This is a genomic window from Psychromonas sp., from assembly GCF_983033635.1.
This window is the reverse complement of record NZ_CEZLMY010000067.1, coordinates 1,663-2,006: the sequence shown is the minus strand read 5'-3', so window position 1 is coordinate 2,006 and position 344 is coordinate 1,663.

Here is a 344-nt window from a genome sequence, read left to right as displayed (position 1 = left end):
CCAGATCCAATAAATAGTTTCACCGGAAAAACAGAAAACAGAAACAAAGCACAATATGCATAATCAAAAGCAGCAATAATTTTGCTCGTTGTTTTCAGGCTTAATTTTGAATACGAAATTAAGCCTGAAAACTATCTGTTAATCATTTCTAGTTTTACTGGATTACACATTTGCATGTGGTTAGCTAACAAACTGCCATTATTATTTATATATGCCTGTTTATAATCTGTTTTTAATTCATTAATCACGCTACACTTTTTAACGTCATTATTCTAAAAGGCGTTAATATGAATTTAGAAAAGAAAAATAAAAAAGTAATAGTGGAACATACTTCTGCAAATCCA